Here is a 26,214-nt window from a genome sequence, read left to right as displayed (position 1 = left end):
TTGAATATCATTATCAATTAGAATCATAATTGATAACGACATTCAATTATCGTTTATTATATAAAATTTCGATAGCTTTAATATAAAGAGGAGGACCAACATGCAGCATGCGAAACAAATCGCAGAACATGCAACATTACAAAGCTTTTTAAACTGTTATTTAAGAGAAACAGGGAGTGGAGAATGGATTACAGAGGATGAAAGAATGAAGAGTATCTTCAGTAATACGTTGAATAGAGATACAGTCCCCACATATTTATGTTGTCGGCTATCGGCACAGAACGTTACTTTGTATGGAGAAGTTATATATAAATCATCAACAGATCGCCATTTGTTTGGAGAAAAATTTTATTATCAAATTGGAGATAGTAATTCTGTTATTAAAGCAGATTACGTTACAGTTATTACATTTTTAATAAAAGAGATGTCTATCAACTACGGAGAAGGAACGAATCCTGCGGAACTTATGCTTCGAGTCATTCGTAGTTGTCAAAATATTGAGGAATTTATAAAAGAGAGAATAGAAGATACATCCGCATTATACGGTTTCAATACAACTTTTATAGAAGCGGAGCAGTCTTTATTATTTGGGCATTTAACTCATCCTACACCAAAGAGTAGACAGGGGATATTGGATTGGAAAAGTGAAATGTATTCTCCAGAATTAAAAGGAGAATGTCAGCTTCATTATTTTCGGGCACATAAAAGTATAGTAAATGAAAAATCATTATTATCAGCTTCTACAACAACGATTATAAAAGAAGAATTAAGTAATGATGAGATGGTTAGTAAGGAATTTATAGCGAAGTACTGTAAGGAAGATCAATATGCATTAATTCCAATTCATCCGCTTCAGGCAGAATGGCTCTTGCATCAAGCTTACGTACAGGATTGGATAGTTCAAGAATTGCTTGAGTATATTGGACCTGTAGGTAAGTATTTTATGGCAACATCATCACTAAGGACGCTGTATCATCCCGATTCGAAGTATATGCTTAAGTTTTCATTTCCGGTGAAAGTAACGAATTCAATGCGTATTAATAAACTGAAAGAACTTGAGAGTGGTCTTGAAGGGAAGGAAATGTTAAATACGGCTATTGGTGAAGTACGAGAAAGATTTCCAGGCTTTGATTTTATTTGTGATCCAGCTTATATTACATTAAATTATGGAACACAAGAATCTGGATTTGAAGTCATTATTCGCGAGAACCCTTTTTATAGTGAACATGCAAACGACGCAACATTAATTGCTGGGCTAGTTCAAGATGCTATACCTGGGGAGCGTACGCGGTTATCGAATATTATTCATCGCCTAGCAGATTTAGAAAGTAAAAGCTGTGAAGAAGTAAGCTTAGAGTGGTTTAGAAGATATATGAATATTTCTTTAAAGCCAATGGTATGGATGTATTTACAGTATGGTGTTGCATTAGAAGCTCATCAGCAAAATAGCGTTGTTCAGCTAAAAGATGGTTATCCGGTCAAATATTATTTCCGTGATAATCAAGGATTTTATTTCTGTAATTCAATGAAAGAGATGCTTAATAATGAATTAGCTGGTATTGGAGAACGTACTGGAAATTTATATGACGACTATATTGTGGATGAGAGATTTCGTTACTACTTAATTTTCAATCATATGTTTGGCCTCATTAATGGTTTTGGCACAGCAGGATTAATTAAGGAGGAAATTCTTCTCTCGGAATTAAGGTCTGTACTTGAATCATTCCTTCCGTATAACCGGGAACCTTCAACATTTTTAAGAGAATTATTGGACGAAGATAAGTTAGCGTGTAAAGCAAATTTACTAACGAGATTTTTCGATGTCGATGAGTTAAGTAATCCATTAGAGCAAGCAATTTATGTGCAAGTACATAATCCGCTCGTTAGAGAAGTGGCTGTTCGTTCATAAATAGCGTTAAAATTTCACGTAATACAAATAATGGTATTTTGTCATGAGGTGGAGGGTTTTATGAGAGTGGACATGTATCATACGAAAGTATTGAAGGCGCTCGAATCAGAAGATTACATTTCAGTACGAAGAAGAGTGCTACGTCAATTAGTAGAATCGTTAATTTATGAGGGGATTATTACACCGGTTCGCATAGAAAAAGAAGAACAAATTCTTTTTATAATACAAGGACTTGATGAAGAAGACAAAAGTGTCACGTACAAATGCTATGGCAGGGAACGGATGACATTTGGACGTATTTCTTTAGACTCATTAATAGTAAGAGTCCAAGATGAACAGCAAGAAATACAATCTGTCTCGCAATTTCTAGAAGAAGTTTTTCGAGTTGCTAGTGTAGAACAAGCCAAATTAGATTCTTTTATGCACGAATTAGAACAAACAATATTTAAAGACACGATTGCACAATATGAAAGAAATAATAAGAAAGAATACAATCAAAAATCTTACGATGAGTTTGAAAGCCATTTAATAGACGGCCATCCATATCACCCTAGTTATAAAGCTCGTATTGGATTTCAATATCGTGACAATTTTCAATATGGATATGAATTTATGCAGCCAATAAAACTCATATGGATTGCAGCGCATAAAAAATACTCCAGTGTAGGGTATGAGAATGAAGTAATTTATGACGAAATTTTAATAGAGGAGATTGGTGAGCGTAAATTAGAAGAGTTTATGGAGCGAATTTGTAATCGGGGATGTAATCCAAAACAGTACGTGTTTATACCTGTTCATCCTTGGCAGTGGGAGAATTTCATCATTTCAAATTATGCGGATCATATACAGGGTAAATTTATTATTTATTTAGGAACATCAGAGGATGAGTATTGCGCACAACAGTCAATGAGAACGGTAAGAAATATTACGAATCCAAAGAAACCGTACGTTAAATTATCGATGAATTTACTCAACACTTCAACACTCCGTACGTTGAAACCGTATTCTGTTGTGAGTGCACCAGCAATATCAAATTGGTTAAGTGATGTTGTAAGTAATGACGCCTATTTAAGCGATGAAGCACGTTTAATCTTGTTAAAGGAGTTTTCCAGTGTAACGTATGACACGAATAAGAAAGCTATATATGGTTCATTAGGATGTATTTGGCGCGAAAGCGTTCACAAGTATTTAGATGCACAAGAGGACGCAATTCCTTTTAATGGTTTATACGCTAAAGAGAAAGATGGTACACCAATTATTGATGCATGGTTGAACAAATATGGAATGAAGGATTGGCTACAATTACTTATTCAAAAAGCGATAATACCAGTTATACATCTTGTTGTAGAGCATGGCATCGCACTGGAATCACATGGACAAAATATGATTCTAGTCCATAAAGAAGGGGTGCCTGTTCGTATTGCGTTAAAGGATTTTCATGAAGGGCTTGAGTTTTATCGTCCATATTTGAAAGAAGTTGATAAATGTCCCGACTTTACTAAAATGCATAGAACATATGCGAATGGAAAAATGAATGATTTCTTTGAAATGGATCGCATCGAATGTTTGCAAGAGATGGTATTAGATGCACTTTTCCTGTTTAATTTAGGAGAATTAGCGTTCGTACTTGCGGATGAATATGGATTGAAAGAAGAACGTTTTTGGATAATGGTTGTTGAAGAAATTGAAAATCATTTAAGAATATATCCACATTTGAAAGGTAGATTTGAAAATATTCAATTATATGCACCTACATTCTATGCTGAACAATTAACGAAACGTCGATTATATATGGATGTGGAATCGCTTGTTCATGAAGTTCCAAATCCATTGTATAGAGTAAGACAACTTATGAAACAAAAATCAGTTGTTACAGGGGGAAATTATGCTAATCGTTAATAAACAAGAGTATAGCAAAAGTGATTTTGAATTGAGATTACAAGTTTATGCGGAAATGGAACAATTTCAAAAAGCAGAAGGAAATAGATTTGCACTTTGTCTGAAAGATCCATTCGATATTATTACGCTTGTGTTTTTCTTAAAAGAAAAGAAATCATCAGTATTACTTATACATGAAGATACGCCAAAAGAAACAGCTATTGAAATGGCAAAGCGTGCAAATTGTGTAGGAATTTTATATGGAGAATATGGGGATTTTACAAAATTAGAAGTAGGGAACTTTTTACTAGAAGAGCCTTCTTTATTGCAATATAGTTCTGGAACTACAGGGGAACCGAAATTGATTCGTAGAGCATGGACAGAAGTTGATACGGAAATTACCGCTTATAATGAAGCTTTAAACTGTGGAGTAGATGAAGTGCCAATCGTTATGGCTCCTGTTTCACATTCATACGGACTAATATGTGGTACGTTATCAGCAATTAAGAGGGGGAGCAAGCCTGTAATCATTACGAACAAAAATCCTAAATTCGCATTAAATATAGTTCGTAATACAGAAAAACATATCATATATGCAGTGCCACTTATGTTACACATTATGGGGAGTTTTCCATTAGGAACGTTTCGGTTTCATAAAATTATGACATCCGGATCGCCTTTGCCAGAAGCACTATTTTATAAACTAAAAGAAATGACAACATTTATGATGCAGCAATATGGTTGTTCTGAAGCAGGTTGTATTAGTATATGTCATGATATGACAAGCCATTTAGATTTAGGGAACCCTCTACCTCATGCGAGTATAAGCATAGGTTCAGATGAAAATGCACCGGAAGAAATCGTCGTGAAAATGAACGATAAGGAAATTTTCACGAAAGATTTAGGGTATAAATCTGAGCGTGGCATTCATTTTATGGGGCGTATGGATGATGTAATTAACGTTTCAGGATTAAAAGTCTTTCCTATAGAGGTAGAAGAAACAATGCTTCGATTGGAAGGTGTTCAAGAGGCAATTGTATATCGAGGGAAACATCCTGTGATGGGCGAAATAGTTAAAGCGAAAGTGATCTCTCATGTTGATCCAGTGCAAATAAGAGAATGGTGTATTCAGCACTTACCTTCTTATAAAGTTCCGCATGAAATTGAAAGTGTAAATGAAATTCCTAAAAATAAAACGGGAAAAGTAAGTAGAAAGTTACTAGAGATGGGAGAGGTTACAACATGAGACGGGAAGCGTTAAAGAATGCCGTGTTAAAAATTATGATAGAAAAAATGGAACTGAAAAATGTAACGCATTTAGAAGAAACGATGCGCTTAAATCAAGATTTATATATAGATTCGGTAATGATGTTACAGCTTATTGTATACATAGAAATGGATTTAAAGCTATGCGTTCCAGAGGATGAGGTAGATCCAAAAGCATTTCTTACTGTAGGATCTTTGCTTGATTTTATGGAGGAGTTACAGCCGTTACAGGAAGTAAATGTGAATAACTAACCTTTAGGAAAGTGGATGAGAGTATGACTTCAATTAAAGTGCACTGTTTAGTGAGTTGTTTTTGTGAAATTATAAAAAGGCGTAGCGACATTGATTTTCGTCCATTTTATTTTGGACTATGGGATGGAGATTTTGATATAACAGAAGGCGGAATTATTTCATATCACTCTGAAAACATTAACCATGATCATTATTTACTTTGGTTTGAAAAATTGTACGGTATTAAAGTAAACGAATGGTATGATCATGCAAAAGATAAAGATAGCAATGTAGAAATGTTTTTAGAATTAGTAGAAAACAAGCCGGAAAATCGTTATATCATTGTAATGGTTGATATGTCTTTATTGCCAGAGAGGGAAAATAAATTTCATCAAAAACCGTTTCCGCATTATTTAATGATATCAAAAACAGAGAAAGAAGAAGAGTGGTTCATGCTAGATCCTGATTTTCGTTGGGAAGGGAATATGGAAAGAGAAAAAGTACTTCACTCTGTTCAAGATAACCCATTTGGTGGAGGGTATTTCATTGATATAGAAAGAATTGGGGAGCCAACGCAAGAAACAGTAGCTAGTTATTTCACAGAAACATTCAAAAAGAACGACAATGAACTGACTATGGAACTAAAAAATGTAATTGTAAAAATGGCAAATGAGGAAGAAGGGTATACGCTTTCTGGACTTGTAGCAGCAGTAAAACAAATACCAGTACTTGCAATTCGTAAATATAGTTATGAGCATGCCTTTGCATACTTCCGTGAAACGTTGCAATATTCGGAGCAAGAATTTGATTATTGGTGTGATCGGGTAGAGGATATTGTACAAGGATTTACAAATGTACAGTATCGTGCAATTAAAATGGCAATGACGAATAATAAAGGTATGCTAGTATCGATTATTGAAAAACTGGATGAAATGAATGCAATTGAACTGCAAATTAAGAAGGAATTAGAGAGACAGTTTCTATCATGGAAAGGTATGAAAACAAATCAGTCTGTCGTAACTCTTTAATAAGCTAACTGAATTTAAGATAGGGGAGTTTAATGCTATGAAATATTCGCTATGTACCATTTCATTTCGTCATCAATTAATTTCATTTACTGACATTGTTCAATTTGCATATGAAAACGGTTTTGAAGGAATTGAATTATGGGGGACGCATGCACAAAATTTGTACATGCAAGAACGTGAAACGACAGAACGAGAATTGAATTTTCTAAAGGATAAAAACTTAGAAATTACGATGATAAGTGATTACTTAGATATATCATTATCAGCAGATTTTGAAAAAACGATAGAGAAAAGTGAACAACTTGTAGTACTAGCTAATTGGTTTAATACGAATAAAATTCGCACGTTTGCTGGGCAAAAAGGGAGCGAGGACTTCTCGGAACAAGAGAGAAAAGAGTATGTGAAGCGAATACATAAGATTTGTGATGTGTTTGCTCAGCACAATATGTATGTGCTGTTAGAAACACATCCCAATACACTAACGGACACATTGCCTGCTACTATAGAACTATTAGAAGAAGTAAATCATCCGAATTTAAAAATAAATCTTGATTTTCTTCATATATGGGAGTCTGGCGCAGATCCAATAGACAGTTTCCATCAATTAAAGCCGTGGACATTACATTACCATTTTAAGAATATATCTTCAGCGAATTATTTGCATGTGTTTGAACCTAATAATGTATATGCTGCAGCAGGAAGTCGTATTGGTATGGTTCCGTTATTTGAAGGTATTGTAAATTATGATGAGATTATTCAGGAAGTGAGGGATACGAATCTTTTTGCTTCCTTAGAATGGTTTGGACATAACTCAAAGGAGATATTAAAAGAAGAAATGAAAGTATTAATAAGTAGAAATTTAGAAGTAGTAACTTCATAATGTGAAATGATGTGAGAGTCTCGTTTAGAGGCTCTTTTTTTATCGTGAAATAATAACCAAAAATTTCCATGTATTTTAATTTGAATTTTACACAATTTATATATAAATAAGGAGGTGATTGGTAATGGCTAGAAATCGTAATTCTAATCAATTAGCATCACATGGAGCACAAGCGGCTTTAGATCAAATGAAGTATGAAATTGCACAAGAGTTCGGTGTACAACTGGGAGCTGATACTTCTTCACGTGCAAACGGTTCTGTAGGCGGTGAAATCACAAAACGCCTAGTAGCGATGGCAGAACAACAGCTTGGTGGCGGATATACTCGCTAAATGTAGAAGGTTATAGGAGAAAGGAAGGATTCTTCCTTTCTTTTTTTTTCAATTAATTGGTATGGATATATAGCGAACAGAATTCAAAGAATAGAAGTAATACTATATTTTACCCAATTTCTTTTGTTGTGAATGGGAAGTATTAAAGATGTAATAGCCCTGGTGGAATGAAAATTATGTTCCAGCAGGGCTATTATATGGTAAGAAATATATGATGAAAGGTTCCGAAATCAACATGTTAAAAAAAGAAAACTGTTGTTTAATTGCGCTTGCATCAGTTCCACTTGTCATGACATTAGGGAATTCAATGCTTATTCCAATCTTGCCGACAATTGAAAAGAAATTACATATTTCATCGTTTCAAGTATCCATGATTATTACAATTTACTCTATCGTAGCCATTTTACTTATACCGATTGCTGGTTATTTATCAGATAGATGGGGACGAAAGATGGTAATGGTTCCGAGTTTGCTGATTGCGGCTATAGGAGGAGCGATAACTGGTTGGGTATCTTGGAAAGTTGATAATCCCTACATTTGGATACTAATGGGTAGAGCGATTCAAGGTATTGGTGCTGCTGGTGCAATGCCGGTTGTTATACCGTGTGTTGGTGATTTATACAAAGATGAAAAACAAGTTAGTACAGGTTTGGGAATCATTGAGACATCCAATACATTTGGAAAAGTGCTGAGCCCTATTTTAGGATCTGCTCTTGCTGCCATTGTATGGTTCTTACCATTTTGGGCGATTCCAGTTTTATGTGTCGTATCAATTGTTTTATTGCTGGTATTAGTAAAGGCAAAAAAACAAGAAGGGGAAGTACCACCACTAAAAGAGTTTATTCAATCTATTATCTCTACGTTTCGAGAAAAGGGAAGATGGTTAATTGCCATTTTTGCATTAGGTGCAATTATTATGCTTATTTTATTCGGAATTCTCTTTTATTTGTCGACTATACTGGAATCAAAGTATGACATTCATGGTATATGGAAAGGGTGTGTGCTTGCTATCCCGTTACTTGTACTGTCACTTAGTTCATATATGGCCGGTAAAAAAATTGGAGATAATCAAAATGTTATGAAGAAGTGTATTTATATTGGTTTTTTAATGGCAGCTGCATCAGTCATCATTCCTTTATTTATAAAAGGGATTTATTTACTACTTCTTTGTCTTGTTATTATGGGGATAGGAATTGGTATGGCACTCCCATGTTTAGATGCCCTCATTACACAAGGAATTGAAAAGGAGCAAAGGGGAACGGTTACGTCATTTTATAGTTCAATGCGATTTATCGGTGTAGCAGCTGGACCACCTTTATATTCTTTTTTTATGAAAGGGGCGGACCATGAAGTGTTTTATTTGACAAGTATTTTTGCTGCCATTGGTGCTGTTATAGCAATCATTTGGATTAAACCAGCAAAAGATGAAAAGACGGTAAAACAGAAACCGGAACCTACTTCATAATTTATAAGAGAATTGCATGATGTTTTCAGTAACATGCAATTCTCTTACGTTCATTAAGAATAAATAACTTGTTTTAACATATAAAGCGCGACACCCCATATGATGAGACCAGAAAATTTATTTAATAATAAGATTGCCTTTCCGGTTGAGTCTAGTCTTTTTAGAAATTTCCCCGCTAAAGCTAAGCTTATAAACCAAATCCAAGAAACGATAATAGTTGCAAGTGTGAAAGCCCATTTTTCACTTCCTATGTATTGAATAGAATTTGTTCCAATTACACCGATTGTGTCTAAAATTGCATGTGGATTTAATAATGAGACTGATGCTGCGAAAAGGATTTGCTTTTTTAAGGGCATACTTTTTTCTTGTTTTACATCGTTGGAAGGGTTACTTCTCCAAATAACAAAGCCCATATATAGGAGAAAGAAAAATCCAATTATATATAACGAGTTAGTTAGCCAAGAAAAAGTAAGGAGTACAAGGGAGACACCTTGCACCGCAATCAATATGAGTAACGTATCACATATAGAGGCAGTTAATACTACAGGGGCTGCCCTCCAAATGTTTGGTTGGCTTGCACCTTGGTTAAAGACAAAAACATTTTGTACACCTAATGGAATGATAAGTCCAAATGCAAGAATGATACCATGAATAATTGCTTCACTCATCATATTACCTCCTATTTTAATTCATTATGATAGTGTATATTGTATAGAAGAAATGAAAATTTGTATCCATCCATATGGTTGGGGAGGTTACCAACCAAAAAGAATATAAGGTGATATGATGGAAAGATTCGTTTGGAAACCGAATATGTCTCTAGCGACGCCGCTGTATAAACAAATAGAAACGTATATAAAAGAAAGGATCGTTAATGGAGAATGGACCGTTGGAACAAAATTACCTTCACAAAGAGATTTGGCCCATACATTTGGTGTGAATCGAAGCACAATTGTAATGGCTTTCGATGAACTAGTTGCGAAGGGATATATTGAAGGGAATGGCAGGAAAGGAACAATTGTTGTAAATAATAATGAGAATGCTTCAACTTACGCACCCCCGCCTAATTGGCAGTCTTATGTAGAAACAGGAGTTCATTATCCGAATCTCCCAGCTATTCAAGAGATTAATCAAGCTGAATTTTATCCACATGTAATTCGGTTAGGAACAGGTGAGCTCGCGCCGAGTCTCTTACCTGAGACAAAGATGAAAGAAATTATGAATAAGCTTTTAAAGTCAAATGTGACGCTTGGGTATGAAGAGCCGAAAGGAAATCTTTATTTAAGGGAAAAGATTTCCGAATACTTAAAGGGGCATGGTGTATATGTATCTCCTGACTCTATATTAATTGTTTCGGGAGCAATTCAAGCGCTGCAACTTATTTCTATGGGGCTTCTTTCGAAAGGGGCATCAATCTTATTAGAGAAACCATCTTATTTATATTCACTTAATGTTTTTCAATCAGCAGGAATACGTTTAATTGGAATCCCAATGGATGAGAGTGGCTTACATCCATTATTTATTGAGAAATATAAGAAGCAATTTAATGCCTCTATTTTATATACAATTCCGTCTTTTCATAATCCGACGAATTTTAGTATGGATACTAAGAGGCGAAAAGAAATAATGGAAGTATGTAATGAAATTGGATTACCTATTATAGAGGACGCAGTGTATCAAGACTTATGGTTTGATGCACCTTGTTCAAAACCTTTAAAAGCCTATGATAAAAATGGAATCGTATTACATATTGGAAGCATGTCCAAAGTAATTAGTCCAGGTTTAAGAATTGGATGGATTGTTGGACCCGAGCCAGTAATTCAAAGATTGTCAGACATAAAAATGCAAACAGATTATGGTTCAAGCTCTATATCCCAGCAAATTGCAGCAGAGTGGTTTACAAATGGTCTATATGATGAGCATTTACGATTTGTAAGAAGTGAATTGAAAAAACGAAGAGATTTTATGTTACTAATGTTAGATAAATATCTTCGTGAAATAGCAACTTGGCATGAACCAACAGGTGGGTTTTATATATGGGTACATATAAAAGTACCCATTTCATATCGTAGTTTATTTGATAAAGCTCTGCGAGAAAAGGTTTTATTAAACCCAGGTACTTTGTATGATAGAAGTGCAAATCAATTTTTGCGCCTATCATATTCATATGCAACGTTAGAAGAAATTGAAATAGGTATAAAAAAACTTGCACAACTAATGAAAAAGTAAGAGGAGAAAGTCATGAAACAATATGTAATTTGCCAAATGATTGGTGGACATAAATACTTAGCTGCTTATGCGGAGACGAAGCAAGAGGCGATTGAAAAAGCAGAACTGTTAGGATTAAGAACGGGAAATCGTTACATAGTTATTACTGCAGAAGAAGCCGAAGGGTTAACGTATCCTTAAACAATGTACGAGATTATATAGGAAGTAAATAAGCCTAGTAATATAAGAAATTACTAGGCTTATTTACTATTAGGTTGTTAAACGTTCTCGTATTTATATGCAAAGTAATAATATTATGAGTCAAGTTGACGGAAAAATCGATTTGTCTTTCGGTCTTGATTCCCTTTTCTATATTCATCAATATATTGCCTAAAGTTCCAAGCTTGTAAAAATTTATTAGCAGAGTTATAACCAGAATTGTAAAGCCATTCTTTTTCTTCCTTTGTCAGTTCAAAATTAGTACTTGTAATCGTTCCTGTTGGAATTGTAATGGTTCTTGCTTTTGATTCCTTATCTAAATGACGTAAATCATGGGCTTGCATCATTGTTTTAAATAGTCCTTTGAACATGGAAATAGGCTCGTTATAGCGAGCAGGGTCAGCTTGAATTTCATCCTTTACAAAATGAAATCCGAAAGTCGGCCAGCGAGGAGCGGTAGGTGAATCGAAGATCCAAATTGGATAATTACTTAGAATTCCTCCATCAACCATATAACAAGGCTGCTTCCATTTTGGAGTTCTCCATTTTACGGGTTCAAAGAAGAAGGGGATTGTACTACTCATTCTTACCGCTTTAGCAATAGAGAAGCGATAATTTAAAAATCCGTAGTTTGGTAAGTCGTCAGGAAAGACAACCATTTTACCATTACTAATATCAGAGGCGATGATTTTGAGTTTGTTTAGATCTGGTAAATCAGTAAATAAATGAACACCTTTTTTCCGAAGTAATTCTTCAATCCATTCTTCTATAAATACATTAGAGTATATACCTAGAGTAGTCCATGCACTTAGTCCCTTACCGATAAAAGGAATTCTATCAATAAAAGTTCTTTTCATAAATTTATTATAATCAATATCAGTTATAATCGTTTTTAACTCTGAACAAGAATATCCTGCCGCTAGGAGCGCTGCAATAATCGAACCAGCCGATGTACCAGCTACACGTTCCCATTCATAACCTTTTTCGGCTAACGCGCAAATTGCCCCAACATGCGCAATACCGCGCACACCGCCTCCTTCAAAAACACCATCAATCTTCATTAAACATACTTCCTTTCGAATAAAAGATTTGGAAATGGCAAAAAAGCACGTATTGTACGTGCTTTTTTTGCAATAGTTTTTAAGTTTACTAGCAGCCTACAAAGCCGCCCCAACAACTAGCTCCGATGATGATTAGAAGGATAAATAAAACGATTAATAAAGCGAAACCTCCGTAACCACAACCGCCGCCACCACCGTATCCGTAACCACAGCAACTATATCCGTAACCCATGTGGAATTCCTCCTTATATTTAAAAATGAACGAGGGGAAAATGTACTGGAAGAACTAAAGAATTATCGTGTTTGTAGGAACAATGTATAGTATGCTTATTTAAACTTGTTCGCGTACGAAGGATAAGCCCGTTTTTTGGAGGCTTGTTGATTTTGTAAAGAATGAAGTATAATCTTTGTACTAAGATACAAATAAGTATGTAAATGTAAGGAGAATTTATGAATAAAAAAATTGAAGTATTAATTGATAAATATGAACTAACACACTTGAAAGAGGAACTTATTAATACTATATTTCCTTGTATAAAAGTTGTGCCAAAGCAGCAGGAAACTGTTACGATAGGTAGTTCGAAAATGGGGGGATTTCCAGATTTACCAGCTTTATTTGAATATCCAAAGCATAAAGGAAATCCACTACAATTTATCGCGCAATTTAACTTAAGTGATATACAAAATGTTGGTATGGATCACAATCTTCCTAAAACGGGGATGCTGTATTTCTTTTGCATTGAAAATTATTTTGAAGAAAATGTGAACCTAACAGAAGCTGGGCATGTACTTTATTATGATATTCCTGTAGAGCAATTACGAAGAGAAAATCAAATACAAGCGAAATATAACCAGTGTGCAATTACTTTTGAACTGACATACAAATTACCAGAACTTTTCATTGAAGATGAGGCTGATTCAGATCATTTCTTGCAATTACTTGAAGAGCTAATTCCGGATAACTACGATAACCATCAAATGTTTGGTGAGCCATTCTCTGTACAAGAAGAAGTGTTATATGAGACAGGAGAATATATGGGAGTAGACCCGCAGCAAATGACTCTTTTATTCCAAATTGATTCAGATCATAAAAATTGTAATATGGTTTGGGGAGAACTAGGAATGCTATATTTCTGCATTAGTAATGAAGATTTGAAAAATCGACGTTTTGAAAATACATGCTGCGTATTACAAACTTGCTAATGAAAAAAGGTTGTTCTTTTTAAAAGAACAACCTTTTTATGTGAATTAGTTAATATGCATAATCTCATATGACCTATACGAAAAAGTATTGTATACTCTGAAACTATACGATACTTTTTCGTATAGTTATAGAATATAAGGAGTGACAAGATGGGAAAGACAAGTAAGTATGTGACAGCTGCCGCACTTTGTTCAACTATAGTAATGGGAGGCTTACAAGCGTCATCTGTATCTTATGCAGCTACAAATCCGACTACAGTGACAGCACAATCAGATGTAAAGTTATTAGATGATTTCAGAAAAGAATTAAAAAAACAGATTGATAATCGAGAAGAAAATATTACAATCACATATAAAACAAAAGATAGAAATGCTAGAAATATTATGGATCAATTGTATGGTGAGTTTAATAAAATTGTAGATGCTGATGAGTATGTAAAATATAATGTAGCGTCTACTAGATATTCTATTAAAGGAATGCCAGGGGACTATACGTTTACACTGCAAGTAAAATACCGTGAATCAAAAGAACAAACTCAATATGTAAAAGCTCAGGCGAAAGCAATTGTTGGATCAATTGTAAAACCAGGGATGGATGAGCATGAGAAAGTAAAAGCTATTCACGATTACGTTGTTAAGCATGTGTCTTATGATACGTCTTATCAAGCGTATACGGCATATGAAGCATTAGCGAATCGTTCTGCCGTTTGCCAAGGATATACACTATTAACGTATGAGTTGTTAAAAGAGGCAGGTATTCAAAATCATATTGTAACAGGCACAGGAAACGGACAAGCTCACGCGTGGAATTTAGTAAACATTGAAAACAAATGGTATCACCTAGATACTACATTTGATGATCCAGTACCAGATAAAGCAGGGCGTGTAACTTACTCATATTTTAATATGTCTGACGAACAGTTAAGTAAAGATCACGACTGGGATCGTAGTAAATACCCAGCAGCAACTACAAGTTATTTTGGTGAATTAACAAATAAAATAAAAGCTGGTAGCTCAAAAACTGTCGTATATGAGCAAATGTTAAAAGAAACAAATTTACAATACTTATCTGCGGAATACGGAGCAGAAAATTATAATGAATTTAAGAAAAAGTTACAGCAACAGTTTGCAGCCAAACCAGAAAAAGTAGAAGTACGATATAAGCAGTCCATGGATGGAGCGATGCAAGATATAAAGAAAGTATTAAATGAAATAAATTGGCCAAAAGGTGCAAAGCGTGTGTCTTATCAAGTAGCACCATATAGTGCAATGGCCGGTTATTCATTAGCGACAATTACATTTACGTATTAAGTAATGAGAAAGAGCATCTGTAAAAGATGCTCTTTTTATATTTGTTGTTTAATTTAAAAAATTGTTAATTATGTGATAAAATAAAAAGGAGAAGATGTGAATGCTGAATGAACTTGTTCGAAAGTAATATATTTACATTGATATATACTTGTTTAGTAATCAGACTTATCGTTTTGTTTTTCATATCATTTACTTTGTTTATTAGAAGAGTATTACAAAGCAGCGCTGCAAAGAAACACTATGTAATTAATATGAACCAGAAGCTAGATCGAATTATTGAGTTGCTTGAAAAAGATAAGAAATAGCGATAGAAGTATGAAAAGGGGAAAGAGAATGGCCAACTATATAAAAGAATTACGTGAAAAAGTAGGGCATGATTATGTTTTCTTAAATTTTGCCGGTGGTTGTGTATTTAATAAAGAGGGAGAAGTATTATTGCAAAAAAGAGGAGACTTTAACGCTTGGGGATTTCCAGGTGGCGCAATGGAGATAGGAGAATCGGCTGCGGAAACTGCGATTCGAGAAATAAAAGAAGAAACCGGGTATGATGTAGAAATAAATGAGCTTATTGGAGTGTATACAAAATATTTTCAATCATATCCAAATGGAGATAAGGCACAGTCAATTGTGATGTGTTTTTCATGCTCAATAGTTGGAGGCGACAAAAAAGTAGATGGTGATGAAACGTTAGATTTGAAGTTTTTCCCGTTAGACGACATGCCACCGTTATTTTGTAAACAACATGAAGATTGCTTGCAAGATTTATTGGAGAAAAGAGTAGGGGTATATCGCTAACATAAAAAAAGAAGCTAAAAGATTAGCTTCTTTTTTATGTTCTATTTCCACCAATCATCAAACATTGACGCTGGTACTTGTCTTTTATGCTCACTTACTGTGTAACGTTTTTCAATTTTCTCTGCAACGTCAGCTGGAACTGCTTTACCTTCTAAATAATCATCTAATTGATCATAAGTAATACCTAACTCTGTTTCATCAGCTTGACCCGGTTTTTCATCTAATAAATCAGCTGTTGGCATTTTTAAGTACAGTCGCTCGTCTGCACCTAACTCTTGTAATAATGCACGTCCCTGGCGCTTCGTTAATCCCGTTAATGGTAATAAATCTGCACCACCATCTCCGAATTTTGTAAAGAACCCTGTTACAGCTTCTGCAGCGTGATCTGTTCCGATAACAAGTAGCCCTTTTTGTCCACCAATTGCATATTGTGTAACCATACGGATACGAGCTTTCACGTTACCTTTATTGAAATCAGTTAATGATTCACCTAATAAGTTCTCGTATTGATTTGAAAAAGCATCAACGGTTGAAGCGATATCAAATGCAGTTGATTGATCAGCTTGAATAAATTGTAACGCTAATTGTGCGTCATCTTCATCCTTTTGTACTTTATAAGGAAGACGTACAGCGATAAACGTTGCGTTACCACCTTCGTTACGAATTTCTTCAACTGCAAGTTGTGCTAAGCGTCCTGCTAATGTAGAGTCTTGGCCGCCGCTAATCCCAAGTACAAATCCTTTTGCACCTGTTTTTTTTACATAATCTTTTAAGAAATCAACTCGTTTACGAATTTCAACTTTTGGATCAATTACAGGCTGAACATGTAATGCTTTCATAATCTGTTCTTGTAATGTCATTATGTTTTCCTCCTATTCATATTAAAGCGGTAAAAAAATTATGTATTATATTGGTACATACTTCTATCCTTTATTATTTCGCAAAACTAACGAATATACAATAGGATGTGTGTATGAATATGAATGTAGTCATTATAAATAAAGTACTACGCATAATCAATTTTTTTAAACCTTTCAAAACTGTAAGGTTTTTGTCATTTGAATCGATGGAAGGTATTTCCGTACTTTACTAATATAAAAACATAGTTAGTAGAAAGAAGGGCGGAGAAGTAATATGAACATTAGAGAACTCGCATATCGGAATGTAACGCGAAATAGACGGACATACTCAGCCTATTTTTTAAGTAGTGCATTTGCAATTATGGCCTTTTTTGTGTATTCATTTTTTGCGTTTCATCCGGCATTAAGTGCAGGAGAATTGGGGCAGTACGTATTCGTAAGTATGTCTTTTGCACAGTCTATTATTTACTTATTTACATTCTTCTTTATTTTATATTCGATGGGAATGTTTTTAAAAACGAGAAAGCGTGAGCTAGGAATTTTAATGATGCTAGGTATGACGAAATATCAATTAAAGCGTCTTATCTTTTTTGAAAATATTATGATTGGAATAGGGGCAATTATTTTTGGTATTCTTTCAGGTATGTTATTTTCAGGGGTATTAATATTTGCCGCCCCGATGATATTAAAACTAGATATCTCCTTATCCTATTACATACCGATGAAAGCAATTGTTGTAACGAGTATTATGTTTTTCATATTATTTATGATCATATCATTGTTTAGTGCAGGAATGATTCGTAAAAATAAAATTATGAAGTTGTTTAGAGGATCAGCAGAGGCAAAACCGGAACCGAAAGCATCAATCATTTCTTCAATATTAGCAGTAGTGTTGCTTAGTGCTGGCTATGTAGGAGCTCTTCTATCGCATGGCGCAATGGTATTTATTATGATGATTCCTGTTACAACGGTAGTTACTATTGGGACGTATTTGTTGTACAAGCAGCTGAGTGTCTTTATTATTCGATTATGTAAAAAAAGTAAACGTTTCTATTGGACACAGACTAATATTATTACGTTATCAGATTTAGCGTATCGCATGAGAGATAACGCAAGAATGTTCTTTATTGTAACCATTATTTCTACTGTAGCATTTTCAGCAATAGGGACATTAGTTGGCTTCGCATCCATGACGAAAGGGATAATGGAGAGACCAATTGCGTTTCATTACCATTCTAAGCAAGGGAATAGTAACGAATCACAACATATACAAATGATTGACAAAGGATTAAAGAAACATAATATAGCAGCTTCAAAAACTAATATTTCGACAAAGAAAACGGAGGAACAGTCGTTAAGAAGCGCCACTTTTATAAAAGAATCAGACTATAAGGAATATGCAAAGTTAACAGGAGAACCATTTAATACTGTAGCAAATAAAGAGGTTGTATTTTTGTCAGCTAATATACCAGGGCCGGCGATGAAAGAAAGAAAAGAAATTACTTTACCCAATATGAATGAACATTTAAAGGTGAAAAAAGTTACTTCATCTTCATTGGGGAAAATATTAAGAGGAAATGTTTATGTAATCTCTAATAATCAATATGATTCATTACAAGATGGATTTATAGAGACAAAAGATTATATGTATAAAACTGAAAGAATGAAAGATGAGATTGAAATTGGTAAAGAGCTTACGCATCAAATTAAACCGCATCAAGAACATTCAACGTTTAGTGCGGAAGAGTACGAACAAAACCAAAGTTTACAAATTGCAGGACCGATTTTATTTGTAGGTTTCTTTATTGGTATAGTATTTTTCGTTTGCGCAGGAAGTTTCCTTTACTTCCGTTTATTCTCCGATTTGGAGGATGATGTTCGCTTGTTCGAAATGATTCGAAAAGTTGGATTGACGAGTGGGGAATTATCGAAGGTAGTTACAATTCGATTGGCGCTTTTATTCTTCGTTCCAATTGGTGTTGCAACATTACATGGGGCAGTAGCCTTAACGGCGTTAGGGCAAATGTTTGAGTACTCATTGTTTAAAGAAAATACAGTTGTATTAAGTATTTTCATAGGTATTCAAGTTGTATACTTCTTACTTATAAGATCCCGTTATGTAAAACAATTGAAAGAGAGATTACGTATGCATTAAATGTGTTTTTTTAACTCGAGTACAAAATTTTCTAAAAAGAGGCAAGTATTGTCAAAAAGTGATAAAATGGAAAAAGCGAGGTGGAAAAATTAATAGAGAGTAAGGGGGGAGAACTATGAAAGCAACAGGAGTTATTCGAAAAGTAGACGAATTAGGACGAATTGTTATCCCTAAAGAATTACGCGATGTATTGGGAATACAAATCAAATCACCGCTTGAAATTTTTGTAGAAGCAGATAAAATCATTTTGCAAAAATATCAACCTTACAATGCTTGCCAAATCACAGGTGATGTTTCAGAACAGAACATATCATTAGCAAATGGAAATATTACTGTTGGGATAGAGGGAGCGGAATATTTAGTAAAAGAAATAGAAAAGTTTTTAAACAAGAGTGAGGTTTAGTCTTAATTTATATTATTTTTCAAATTACATATCATTTTTTTAAAAGACTGTAAGAGGACCATTAATTGGTCCTCTTATTTTGGTTATTAGTTGAACGACACGGGCTGTTACTTCCTACAAATCATAGGGGAAATAAAAAAGTAGTATAGAGTTAGTTAATGATGTTGAGAAATATTTGAAAAGAAGGAAAACAAAAAGAATAAAACGAATGTTACATTTACAAGTATTCAAAAGTGGTCTGAAATGAAAATAATACATTTTCAGGAGGGATTACGATGAGTAGTACAGTGAATAAGCAAAAAGGTATACAATTGATTCCGTTTACCGTAAATAAGGTGGTAGAGCAAGTAAATGAAATTCCACCAGGTGTACAACTGATTCACGCTCCACAAGTATGGGAAAAGAGTGTGAAGGGGCAAGATGTAGTCGTTGCCGTATTAGATACAGGGTGTGATACCAATCATATAGATTTAAAGGATCGTATTATCGGCGGAAGAAATTTCACAAAAGATTATGAAGCTGATCCAAATGTGTATCTTGATAATAACGGACATGGTACTCATGTAGCGGGCACGATTGCCGCGACTGAAAATGGTGTCGGTGTATTAGGAGTTGCACCACTTGCTAAAATGTTAGTATTAAAAGTTTTAGCGGGAGATGGTTCTGGAAGTTATGAGCAAATTATTGAGGCAATTCATTATGCTGTAAATTGGAGAGGGCCGAATCAAGAGAAAGTGAGAATTATTTCAATGTCACTTGGTGGTCCGCAAGATGTTCCAGAATTACATGAAGCAATTCAAAATGCGGTAAATCAGGATGTTCTCGTTGTATGTGCTGCTGGAAATAATGGAGATTGCGATGATGAAACAGAGGAATTAGATTTCCCAGGTGCTTATTCTGAGGTAATTGAAGTTGGTGCTGTTAATTTAGAGCGGAAGATTACATGTTTTAGTAATTCAAATCAAGAAATTGATCTAGTAGCGCCAGGTGATGAAATATTATCTACGTATCCAGATGGGAAATATGCTGTGTTAAGTGGAACTTCCATGGCGACGCCGCATGTTGCTGGAGCGCTCGCCTTGCTCATTAAACAGTGTGAGAAAGAATATGGTCGAAAGTTATCGGAGCCGGAAATATATGCACAACTCATTAAAAGAACTGTACCTTTAGGGTACGAACGTACATCTGAAGGAAATGGATTAATAGATTTATTAAAAGAATAGCCATATTAAAAAACATCTCATATTCATATGAGATGTTTTTTAATATGGCAAAATATCACATATTCCTATGAGATGTTTTTTAATATGGCTCTGTCGCATGTAATACAACTTGTAACAAACCTGGGAATCTAGCATTTAAATCTTCTTCACGAATTGAAATGAAACGTTGTGTTCCTTCAAGGCGCGTGTACATAACACCTGACTCACGTAAAACTTTGAAATGGTGAGATAAAGTTGATTTCGCAATAGGAATGTTTAAAGCGCCACAAGATTGTTCGTTTTTCTCTAGTAACATATTTACAATTTGTAAACGAATTTGATCGCTAAGTGCATATAAGACAGAAGAAAATTGAATTTCTTCTCGATTTGGATGATAGAGTGTACGCATATTTCACCTGCTTGTATAAGTTGAGATATTTGCACTATAACATATAAAGTGGTATATTTCTATTGTTCGAATATATTCGAACAATAGAAATATAGGGGGAGAAAAAATGAAGTATACAAAATTGCAAAAGGCAGGATTAAATATTTCAAAGTTGGGTTTAGGTACAAATGCAGTAGGGGGACATAATTTATATGCTGATGTGAATGAAGAAGAAGGAAAGCAATTAGTAGAAGAAGCTATTCAGCAAGGGATTACATTTTTTGATACAGCAGATTCATATGGTGTCGGTAGATCTGAGGAAATGGTAGGAGAAGTATTAAAGGGAAAACGCCATAAGCTTATACTTGCTACAAAAGGTGGAATTCAACCGTTATTAAATGGAGAAACTTATATTAACAATGAACCAAGTTATTTAAGAAATGCTGTGGAGAATAGCTTAAGAAGGTTACAGACTGATTATATTGATTTATATTATTTGCATTTTACAAATTCTGAAACAAGTTACATAGATTCAATCGGAGAGCTTACTCGTTTAAAAGAAGAAGGGAAAATTCGTTCAATTGGAATATCGAACGTAAACATAGAACAATTAAAAGAAGCGAACCAACATGGTCATATAGATGTTGTACAATCTCCGTACAATATGTTAGAACGTACGGCTGAGGAAGAACTGTTGCCGTATTGTATAGAAGCGGGTATTTCATTTATTCCATATGGGCCTCTTGCTTTTGGAATATTAGGCGGAAAATATACAGAAGATTTTAAATTGAACGAAGTCGATTGGCGCCAAAATGTAAATCTATTTGAAGAAAATACATATAAGAGTAATTTTAAGAAAGTGGAAAAGTTAAAAGGGCTAGCTAAAGAAAATGATATTGAAGTGTCTCATTTAGCGTTAGCATGGTTATTAAATAAAGAAGGAATTGATACAGTTATACCTGGTGGAAAGCGGGCAGAGCAAATAAGAGAAAGTGTGAAAGCGGTAGACGTTGCATTGAATAAAAGAGTCATGAAAGAAATCCAATCTATTTTAGAAGATTAGTGAAGCAGAGGGATAGTACCCTCTGTTTATATAAGGAGAAGGTCTAAATGAATAGAGTACTAGCTGTATTTTTCACGATAATGTTTATGATCGGTACAGATACTTTCTTAATTTCACCACTGTTGCCGACATTACAACAGGTGTATCATGTTTCAACCGAGTTGTCAGGATGGATGGTGAGTTCGTATGCTTTAGGGTATGCTGGATTTGCGCTTATTGCTGGTCCTATATCAGATGGATTAAACAGAAAAAAAGTGATGGTACTAGGTATGAGTTTTTTTGCAATAAGTACGTTTTTGTGTGGAATTGCACCGAGTTTTTTATGGATGCTAACATTTAGATTTTTAGCAGGTGTAAGTGCAGCTTTTGTATCTCCACAAGTGTGGGCATCCATTCCGCTCCTTATAGAGAAAAAGCAAATTGTGAAAGCAATTGGGGTTGCAACAGCAGGGTTATCAATCTCTCAAATTTTAGGGCTGCCAATGGGAGCTTATTTAGCAACGATACATTATACGATGCCATTCTACTTCATTGGTATATTATCAGCACTACTTGTCATTCTTATTTATGTTGTATTACCAGAAATACAACCGGTTTATATAAGTGGAAATAAAAAATCTATCTTAAAGCGTTATAAACAATTACTTACAGATTCAAAGGTTTCACTTTCCTATTTTGCCTACTTTATTTTTCAAACCGGAAATTTTGCTGCATTTTCATTCTTTGGTGTATGGCTTTTCGTTCAATTTGGGTTACAGGTTCATGAAGTAGGTACGGCTATGCTTGTACTAGGATTAGGAAATTTAGCTGGTAATATTTTGGGCCCTAGACTCGTAAATAAAATTGGTTACAATTTTTCTTTCTATGGTGGAATTGTATTTACAGCAGTGTTATATATAATACTCCCTTATTTAAAGAGTATTATATTTGTTGAATTATTTTTCTTTGTTTTATTTTTTGTGACAGGAATTTTGTTTGTATTAATGATGGGACACTTACAAAACATGTCTACTATAGCAAGAGGAACAGGTGCTGCTCTTGCAAATGCCTCGATGTATATTGGCCAAATGATTGGTGCGGCAATAGCAGGAATGTTATTTGCAACATCTCATAATTTTATATTAGTAGGTAGCTTTACTGCGTTATTATATGTTTTAGCTTTATTTCTGTTTAGAAAAAGTGAAAACATTAATAAAGATAATGAAAAAGGAATTGCATCATAAAGTTTTAGTAAATCAAAAAGCACTTTTTGGGTTAAGTCTAAAAGGTACTTTTCTTTTTGATTGCATAGTTGCTGCATTTTCATTATGTATACCTGCATCTTTAATAATTCGTTGTTCAGCTATATTATTGAAAAAGAATTGTAATAAAATTATGGGAAAATAAAAAATCCCTATGGTGATAGGGATTTATATATCGGCATATAGCTCCTCGGAAAAGGATATACCTAGTTTAACATATAGAAGTACTTATATTTGTGAAATAGATGTGAAAGTAATGTGAAAAATATTGTAACAAAAAGCACTGTTTTAGCTAATGTAACTAAAACAGTGCTTTTCTTTTTGATTGAACAGTTGCTGCATTTTCATCATGTATACCTGCATCTTTAATAATTCGTTGTTTTGCTTTATTTAATAGATGGTTCACTGCTTCACCAAAATAGTTAGCTTCGCTTTTTGTGCGGGCTTCTCGTAAACATTTATAGTTTTCTAGCAGTTCCTCTTTTTCGGAGTTTGTTAAGAAATCTTCTATTTTCTTTTTTGTCATACGAAACACCCTTTCTCCTGACAAACGACGCAATAGAAAATATTTATTTCTCATTATAACAATAATTTTAAAAGAAAGTATACACTAACGTCGCAATAATTTGTCAATTTCTTGAATCTTCTCATCAGCTTTCCCAATTTGCGTATTTTTAGCCTGTTCGCCACCAAGAGCTTGATGTAGTAAGAAAGTTTGACCGGAAATAGCAGTTACAATGGATACTTTTATAATTTCTTTTATTGCGGTGACATCGAATAAAACGAGTCCGAGAAGTGCGGCTAGGCTACCCGTAAAAATATCAGTTAAAAATCCAAAATGAAAAAATGTTTTCAAACGGCGTGGAAGCAATAACTTACCTTGGTTATTGATTAGATGGGAAACGAAGCCAGTAATGCCACCAACGAGAACAGCGGTTAGCCATTGATACATTTCCATCGAATCCACTCCTTTTAGTGAATAAGATTCGATTATTTTATATTGATTCCTTTTAATATTTCATATAAGCATATTGAGAAAGTTTGTTTGGGTATATTTTGTATTCAATTTAATTATAACGGAAAATTCAGATATATTTCAGTCTATTATATGAATCATTTTTACAATAATATGAATGCAGAAAGGGGTGCGTGATATGAATATAGATTATCGAATAAGAAGTGTAGATGGTTATACAAAAAAAAATAGGGGAATTAGTAAGCATGCTTGAACATACGAGAGCTGTAACATTAGGCGAAGTAAGAAATTTATCAGTTGAGCAATTAGATTTAATTATGCAGAGTAGCGGGAATTCAATTGGTGCCTTATTAAAACATATAGCAGCTATTGAAAAAGTTCATCAGCTTATTTCATTTCAAGATCGTGACTTTACAAAAGAAGAATTAGAAATATGGGAAGATGCACTGTATTTAGGGGAAGCGGATAGAGCGATCCGTGGTCATGAAATACAGTATTATGTAAAACTTCTACAAAGTGTTCGAGAAGAATCTCTGAAGTATTTAAGTGAACAAGGTGATAAGTGGCTCATGTCAGAAAGAAAGTGGCCTAACGGTGTAGTATATAACCAGCACTATCTTTGGTTTCATGTGCTAGAAGATGAAATTAGTCACCGAGGACAAATTAGAATGCTCAAAAACAAGTTATTTGAAAATTACGTTAAATGATGTAGCTTTTTATAGGAGAATTCCATATAATGAGAGTAATTAAAATAAGAACGGGGTGATGTGTTATGGCGAAAATAACTTATATGAATAATAAACCAAATACAAAGGTGGATGGAAAGGGCGAAACGATATAAGTGAGCGCACTATCCTTCCACTTAGCTAAAACTAGGGAGGATATCAATTTGAATCAAAATATTTTAGAATCGTATGGCTGGGATTCTTTTTTTGAGGAACAAGCTGTAGAGAAATTTGAAGTAGGTCGTATTTTACTTGAGCATAAGCATATATATCGCATTATTTGTAACGATGGTGAATATATGGCAGAACTGTCTGGGAAGTTTCGGCATGAAGCAGTAACGAAGGGAGATTATCCAGCTGTTGGTGATTGGGTGTATATAAAGAAAATAGAGAATGAAAAGAAAGCTATCATTCATAGTATTTTTCCGAGAAGAAGCTCTTTTTCTAGACAAGAGGCTGGTACTCGAACGGAAGAACAAGTAATAGCAGCGAATGTAGATTATCTATTTTTAGTGAATGCACTTAACCATGATTTTAATGTAAGAAGAATGGAACGTTATTTACTTTTAGCGTATGAAAGCGGTGCAATGCCTGTAATTGTTTTAACAAAGAGTAGTTTATGTGAGGACATGGAACAGAAAATTGTTGAAACGGAAGCTGTGGCAATTGGTGTTCCAATCTTCGTCGTTGATAGTTTAGAGCATACTGGTATTGAATCGTTGCAGCAATTTGTTTCTTCAGGGAAAACAATTGCTTTAGTCGGATCATCCGGTGTTGGGAAATCCACTTTGTTAAATGCACTTATAGGAATTGAAGTAGCAAAAACGGGAGATATTCGTGAGGAAGATAGTAAAGGAAGACATACGACAACTCATCGTGAATTGTTCCGATTACCGAGTGGTAGTTTAGTTATTGATACTCCCGGCATGAGGGAATTGCAACTTTGGGAAGGAAGCGAAGCGATTCAAACAACATTCTCTGATATTGAAAAACTCGCGACAACATGCCGTTTTCGTGATTGTAAGCATGAGAATGAACCAGGATGCGCGGTGCATAGTGCAATTGATAACGGACTTATTACGATAGATCGTTTGAAAAGCTATAAAAAATTACAAAGAGAACTGGCGTATTTTATGAGAAAACAAGATGCAATCCTTGCCAGAGCAGAGCGTGATAAGTGGAAAAAGCTTTCTAAACAACATAAAAAAATGTAAAAACCAAAGGGTGCCCTTTGGTTTTTTCTATTTGTAAATTTTATAATAATATTATTTATATATATAGACAAAGAGAAATTAATTGTTTAAACTTTACAAAGTATTCATCATAATAGGTTATGAAAATAATAATTAGGGATTGGGAAATATTAATAATTAACTCAATTTAACTTTTAAATTTGAAAATTAGGAGGTTCATAAT

At 34.2% G+C, this 26,214-nt stretch carries 27 protein-coding genes and 1 pseudogene; 21 read left to right on the top strand and 7 right to left on the bottom strand.

Annotated features, from left to right (window positions below):
- Window positions 1–100: 100 nt before the first annotated feature.
- From DN403_RS19350 to bcbE, 8 genes are all read left to right on the top strand, one after another.
- A complete protein-coding gene (locus tag DN403_RS19350) occupies window positions 101–1,909 on the top strand; it encodes an IucA/IucC family protein (protein ID WP_074789653.1) in 1,809 nt (602 codons plus the stop codon).
- Between the two features lie 60 nt (window positions 1,910–1,969).
- Window positions 1,970–3,808 (top strand): IucA/IucC family protein, encoded by a 1,839-nt coding sequence (locus DN403_RS19345; protein ID WP_001261817.1) that lies wholly within the window; start codon window positions 1,970–1,972, stop codon window positions 3,806–3,808.
- Complete coding sequence (locus tag DN403_RS19340) at window positions 3,795–5,033, top strand: AMP-binding protein (RefSeq protein WP_000909565.1); 1,239 nt, start codon at window positions 3,795–3,797, stop codon at window positions 5,031–5,033. The genes DN403_RS19345 and DN403_RS19340 overlap by 14 nt, the downstream gene beginning before the upstream one ends.
- Window positions 5,030–5,305, top strand: coding sequence for a petrobactin biosynthesis protein AsbD (gene asbD, locus DN403_RS19335; RefSeq protein WP_001250559.1), 276 nt, complete (start codon window positions 5,030–5,032; stop codon window positions 5,303–5,305). Before DN403_RS19340 ends, asbD begins: the two co-directional genes overlap by 4 nt.
- A 23-nt stretch (window positions 5,306–5,328) precedes the next feature.
- A complete protein-coding gene (locus DN403_RS19330; protein ID WP_000200700.1) occupies window positions 5,329–6,312 on the top strand; it encodes a DUF6005 family protein in 984 nt (327 codons plus the stop codon).
- Window positions 6,313–6,349: 37 nt separating this feature from the next.
- Window positions 6,350–7,192, top strand: a complete 843-nt coding sequence (locus DN403_RS19325) for a sugar phosphate isomerase/epimerase family protein (RefSeq protein ID WP_000877678.1) — start codon at window positions 6,350–6,352, stop codon at window positions 7,190–7,192.
- 124 nt (window positions 7,193–7,316) lie between these two features.
- Complete coding sequence (locus DN403_RS19320; RefSeq protein ID WP_000113545.1) at window positions 7,317–7,523, top strand: alpha/beta-type small acid-soluble spore protein; 207 nt, start codon at window positions 7,317–7,319, stop codon at window positions 7,521–7,523.
- Window positions 7,524–7,758: 235 nt separating this feature from the next.
- Entirely contained in the window at window positions 7,759–8,988 is a 1,230-nt protein-coding gene (bcbE, locus tag DN403_RS19315; protein ID WP_002083274.1) for a bacillibactin exporter BcbE, read from the top strand.
- 53 nt (window positions 8,989–9,041) lie between these two features.
- Here bcbE and DN403_RS19310 read toward each other — a convergent pair whose 3' ends face one another.
- A complete protein-coding gene (locus tag DN403_RS19310; protein WP_001287302.1) occupies window positions 9,042–9,656 on the bottom strand; it encodes a LysE/ArgO family amino acid transporter in 615 nt (204 codons plus the stop codon).
- 118 nt (window positions 9,657–9,774) lie between these two features.
- Here DN403_RS19310 and DN403_RS19305 point away from each other — a divergent pair, with 118 nt between their 5' ends.
- A complete protein-coding gene (locus DN403_RS19305) occupies window positions 9,775–11,217 on the top strand; it encodes an aminotransferase-like domain-containing protein (protein WP_002083275.1) in 1,443 nt (480 codons plus the stop codon).
- 12 nt (window positions 11,218–11,229) lie between these two features.
- On the top strand, window positions 11,230–11,397 hold the full coding sequence (locus tag DN403_RS19300) for a DUF3933 family protein (RefSeq protein ID WP_000816388.1): 168 nt from the start codon (window positions 11,230–11,232) through the stop codon (window positions 11,395–11,397).
- Window positions 11,398–11,510: 113 nt separating this feature from the next.
- Here DN403_RS19300 and DN403_RS19295 read toward each other — a convergent pair whose 3' ends face one another.
- The gene (locus DN403_RS19295) at window positions 11,511–12,476 is read right to left on the bottom strand and encodes a patatin-like phospholipase family protein (RefSeq protein ID WP_000686798.1); all 966 of its coding nucleotides are present in this window, start codon (window positions 12,474–12,476) and stop codon (window positions 11,511–11,513) included.
- 88 nt (window positions 12,477–12,564) lie between these two features.
- Window positions 12,565–12,708 (bottom strand): YjcZ family sporulation protein, encoded by a 144-nt coding sequence (locus DN403_RS19290; protein ID WP_000540420.1) that lies wholly within the window; start codon window positions 12,706–12,708, stop codon window positions 12,565–12,567.
- 218 nt (window positions 12,709–12,926) lie between these two features.
- On the opposite strand from DN403_RS19290, the gene DN403_RS19285 reads away from it, so the two are divergent.
- The 4 genes from DN403_RS19285 to DN403_RS19270 all read left to right on the top strand — a co-directional run bounded on the left by DN403_RS19285 (window position 12,927) and on the right by DN403_RS19270 (window position 15,785).
- The gene (locus DN403_RS19285; RefSeq protein ID WP_001034832.1) at window positions 12,927–13,679 is read left to right on the top strand and encodes a YwqG family protein; all 753 of its coding nucleotides are present in this window, start codon (window positions 12,927–12,929) and stop codon (window positions 13,677–13,679) included.
- A gap of 150 nt (window positions 13,680–13,829) precedes the next feature.
- Window positions 13,830–14,990, top strand: coding sequence for a transglutaminase domain-containing protein (locus tag DN403_RS19280; protein WP_000520849.1), 1,161 nt, complete (start codon window positions 13,830–13,832; stop codon window positions 14,988–14,990).
- A 107-nt stretch (window positions 14,991–15,097) separates the two neighbouring features.
- On the top strand, window positions 15,098–15,295 hold the full coding sequence (locus DN403_RS19275; RefSeq protein ID WP_014894789.1) for a DUF4083 domain-containing protein: 198 nt from the start codon (window positions 15,098–15,100) through the stop codon (window positions 15,293–15,295).
- Window positions 15,296–15,323: 28 nt separating this feature from the next.
- Window positions 15,324–15,785, top strand: coding sequence for an NUDIX hydrolase (locus DN403_RS19270; RefSeq protein WP_000024996.1), 462 nt, complete (start codon window positions 15,324–15,326; stop codon window positions 15,783–15,785).
- Between the two features lie 41 nt (window positions 15,786–15,826).
- Here the strand turns inward: DN403_RS19270 and nadE are convergent, their stop codons facing one another.
- Window positions 15,827–16,645, bottom strand: coding sequence for an ammonia-dependent NAD(+) synthetase (nadE, locus tag DN403_RS19265; RefSeq protein WP_000174897.1), 819 nt, complete (start codon window positions 16,643–16,645; stop codon window positions 15,827–15,829).
- Between the two features lie 274 nt (window positions 16,646–16,919).
- On the opposite strand from nadE, the gene DN403_RS19260 reads away from it, so the two are divergent.
- The 3 genes from DN403_RS19260 (at window position 16,920) to DN403_RS19250 (ending at window position 20,426) form a co-directional block, all read left to right on the top strand.
- Window positions 16,920–18,800 (top strand): ABC transporter permease, encoded by a 1,881-nt coding sequence (locus tag DN403_RS19260; RefSeq protein ID WP_001025981.1) that lies wholly within the window; start codon window positions 16,920–16,922, stop codon window positions 18,798–18,800.
- A gap of 115 nt (window positions 18,801–18,915) precedes the next feature.
- A complete protein-coding gene (locus tag DN403_RS19255; protein ID WP_000648324.1) occupies window positions 18,916–19,203 on the top strand; it encodes an AbrB/MazE/SpoVT family DNA-binding domain-containing protein in 288 nt (95 codons plus the stop codon).
- A 275-nt stretch (window positions 19,204–19,478) separates the two neighbouring features.
- Window positions 19,479–20,426, top strand: a complete 948-nt coding sequence (locus DN403_RS19250; protein ID WP_000099758.1) for a serine protease — start codon at window positions 19,479–19,481, stop codon at window positions 20,424–20,426.
- Between the two features lie 79 nt (window positions 20,427–20,505).
- Here the strand turns inward: DN403_RS19250 and DN403_RS19245 are convergent, their stop codons facing one another.
- On the bottom strand, window positions 20,506–20,814 hold the full coding sequence (locus DN403_RS19245; RefSeq protein WP_001259903.1) for an ArsR/SmtB family transcription factor: 309 nt from the start codon (window positions 20,812–20,814) through the stop codon (window positions 20,506–20,508).
- A gap of 106 nt (window positions 20,815–20,920) precedes the next feature.
- On the opposite strand from DN403_RS19245, the gene DN403_RS19240 reads away from it, so the two are divergent.
- Together DN403_RS19240 and DN403_RS19235 are read left to right on the top strand one after the other, a co-directional pair.
- Window positions 20,921–21,856, top strand: a complete 936-nt coding sequence (locus tag DN403_RS19240; protein ID WP_000877950.1) for an aldo/keto reductase — start codon at window positions 20,921–20,923, stop codon at window positions 21,854–21,856.
- Window positions 21,857–21,903: 47 nt separating this feature from the next.
- Window positions 21,904–23,079 (top strand): MFS transporter, encoded by a 1,176-nt coding sequence (locus tag DN403_RS19235; protein WP_001082499.1) that lies wholly within the window; start codon window positions 21,904–21,906, stop codon window positions 23,077–23,079.
- 319 nt (window positions 23,080–23,398) lie between these two features.
- Here the strand turns inward: DN403_RS19235 and DN403_RS19225 are convergent, their stop codons facing one another.
- Both DN403_RS19225 and DN403_RS19220 read right to left on the bottom strand, forming a co-directional pair.
- Entirely contained in the window at window positions 23,399–23,623 is a 225-nt protein-coding gene (locus DN403_RS19225) for a hypothetical protein (protein WP_000162602.1), read from the bottom strand.
- Window positions 23,624–23,707: 84 nt separating this feature from the next.
- Window positions 23,708–24,055, bottom strand: a complete 348-nt coding sequence (locus tag DN403_RS19220; RefSeq protein ID WP_000426317.1) for a DUF4257 domain-containing protein — start codon at window positions 24,053–24,055, stop codon at window positions 23,708–23,710.
- 196 nt (window positions 24,056–24,251) lie between these two features.
- Here DN403_RS19220 and DN403_RS19215 point away from each other — a divergent pair.
- Both DN403_RS19215 and rsgA read left to right on the top strand, forming a co-directional pair.
- Window positions 24,252–24,780, top strand: a pseudogene (locus DN403_RS19215) (DinB family protein).
- A 182-nt stretch (window positions 24,781–24,962) separates the two neighbouring features.
- Window positions 24,963–26,012, top strand: coding sequence for a ribosome small subunit-dependent GTPase A (gene rsgA, locus DN403_RS19210; protein ID WP_001073084.1), 1,050 nt, complete (start codon window positions 24,963–24,965; stop codon window positions 26,010–26,012).
- The last annotated feature ends 202 nt before the right edge of the window (window positions 26,013–26,214 follow it).

The organism is Bacillus sp. AY2-1, assembly GCF_008368965.1.
Taxonomy (GTDB): domain Bacteria; phylum Bacillota; class Bacilli; order Bacillales; family Bacillaceae_G; genus Bacillus_A; species Bacillus_A thuringiensis_S.
Note: the sequence above shows the minus strand (reverse complement) of the source record. Positions and strands in the feature narration are given on the sequence as shown.

Coding starts and splice junctions, on each gene's coding strand:
- DN403_RS19300 (WP_000816388.1), top strand. CDS start 11,230: ATGAAACAATATGTAATTTGCCAAATGATTGGTGGACATAAATACTTA.
- DN403_RS19330 (WP_000200700.1), top strand. CDS start 5,329: ATGACTTCAATTAAAGTGCACTGTTTAGTGAGTTGTTTTTGTGAAATT.
- DN403_RS19340 (WP_000909565.1), top strand. CDS start 3,795: ATGCTAATCGTTAATAAACAAGAGTATAGCAAAAGTGATTTTGAATTG.
- DN403_RS19325 (WP_000877678.1), top strand. CDS start 6,350: ATGAAATATTCGCTATGTACCATTTCATTTCGTCATCAATTAATTTCA.
- DN403_RS19350 (WP_074789653.1), top strand. CDS start 101: ATGCAGCATGCGAAACAAATCGCAGAACATGCAACATTACAAAGCTTT.
- DN403_RS19345 (WP_001261817.1), top strand. CDS start 1,970: ATGAGAGTGGACATGTATCATACGAAAGTATTGAAGGCGCTCGAATCA.
- DN403_RS19290 (WP_000540420.1), bottom strand. CDS start 12,708: ATGGGTTACGGATATAGTTGCTGTGGTTACGGATACGGTGGTGGCGGC.
- DN403_RS19250 (WP_000099758.1), top strand. CDS start 19,479: ATGAGTAGTACAGTGAATAAGCAAAAAGGTATACAATTGATTCCGTTT.
- bcbE (WP_002083274.1), top strand. CDS start 7,759: ATGTTAAAAAAAGAAAACTGTTGTTTAATTGCGCTTGCATCAGTTCCA.
- DN403_RS19235 (WP_001082499.1), top strand. CDS start 21,904: ATGAATAGAGTACTAGCTGTATTTTTCACGATAATGTTTATGATCGGT.
- DN403_RS19310 (WP_001287302.1), bottom strand. CDS start 9,656: ATGAGTGAAGCAATTATTCATGGTATCATTCTTGCATTTGGACTTATC.
- nadE (WP_000174897.1), bottom strand. CDS start 16,645: ATGACATTACAAGAACAGATTATGAAAGCATTACATGTTCAGCCTGTA.
- DN403_RS19295 (WP_000686798.1), bottom strand. CDS start 12,476: ATGAAGATTGATGGTGTTTTTGAAGGAGGCGGTGTGCGCGGTATTGCG.
- DN403_RS19245 (WP_001259903.1), bottom strand. CDS start 20,814: ATGCGTACACTCTATCATCCAAATCGAGAAGAAATTCAATTTTCTTCT.
- DN403_RS19260 (WP_001025981.1), top strand. CDS start 16,920: ATGAACATTAGAGAACTCGCATATCGGAATGTAACGCGAAATAGACGG.
- asbD (WP_001250559.1), top strand. CDS start 5,030: ATGAGACGGGAAGCGTTAAAGAATGCCGTGTTAAAAATTATGATAGAA.
- DN403_RS19225 (WP_000162602.1), bottom strand. CDS start 23,623: ATGACAAAAAAGAAAATAGAAGATTTCTTAACAAACTCCGAAAAAGAG.
- DN403_RS19320 (WP_000113545.1), top strand. CDS start 7,317: ATGGCTAGAAATCGTAATTCTAATCAATTAGCATCACATGGAGCACAA.
- DN403_RS19270 (WP_000024996.1), top strand. CDS start 15,324: ATGGCCAACTATATAAAAGAATTACGTGAAAAAGTAGGGCATGATTAT.
- DN403_RS19280 (WP_000520849.1), top strand. CDS start 13,830: ATGGGAAAGACAAGTAAGTATGTGACAGCTGCCGCACTTTGTTCAACT.
- DN403_RS19285 (WP_001034832.1), top strand. CDS start 12,927: ATGAATAAAAAAATTGAAGTATTAATTGATAAATATGAACTAACACAC.
- DN403_RS19220 (WP_000426317.1), bottom strand. CDS start 24,055: ATGGAAATGTATCAATGGCTAACCGCTGTTCTCGTTGGTGGCATTACT.
- DN403_RS19275 (WP_014894789.1), top strand. CDS start 15,098: ATGAACTTGTTCGAAAGTAATATATTTACATTGATATATACTTGTTTA.
- DN403_RS19255 (WP_000648324.1), top strand. CDS start 18,916: ATGAAAGCAACAGGAGTTATTCGAAAAGTAGACGAATTAGGACGAATT.
- DN403_RS19240 (WP_000877950.1), top strand. CDS start 20,921: ATGAAGTATACAAAATTGCAAAAGGCAGGATTAAATATTTCAAAGTTG.
- DN403_RS19305 (WP_002083275.1), top strand. CDS start 9,775: ATGGAAAGATTCGTTTGGAAACCGAATATGTCTCTAGCGACGCCGCTG.